The organism is Carboxydocella sp. JDF658 (assembly GCF_002049395.1).
In the GTDB taxonomy this organism is placed as follows: domain Bacteria; phylum Bacillota.
The window spans coordinates 1-231 of the sequence record NZ_BDLR01000062.1 but is presented as its reverse complement, the minus strand read 5'-3'; the positions used below and the strand labels follow the sequence as shown (position 1 = coordinate 231).

1 rRNA gene is annotated in these 231 nt (G+C 56.7%); it reads right to left on the bottom strand.

From position 1 onward, the window contains the following. Positions 1-231: ribosomal RNA gene (locus JDF658_RS09920) — 23S ribosomal RNA — on the bottom strand; the annotation flags it as partial.

The following is a 231-nucleotide window of genomic DNA, read 5'->3' as shown; positions in this document are numbered from 1 at the left end:
CGGCACCGGGCAGGCGTCAGCCCCTATACGTCAGCTTTCGCTTTGGCAGGGACCTGTGTTTTTGGTAAACAGTCGCTTGGGCCTCTTCTCTGCGACCGCTAAATGCTCCAGACGCTTAGCCCTTCACACCCAGCGGCACTCCTTCTCCCGAAGTTACGGAGTCATTTTGCCGAGTTCCTTAACGAGGGTTCTCTCGCTCGCCTTAGGATTCTCTCCTCACCTACCTGTGTC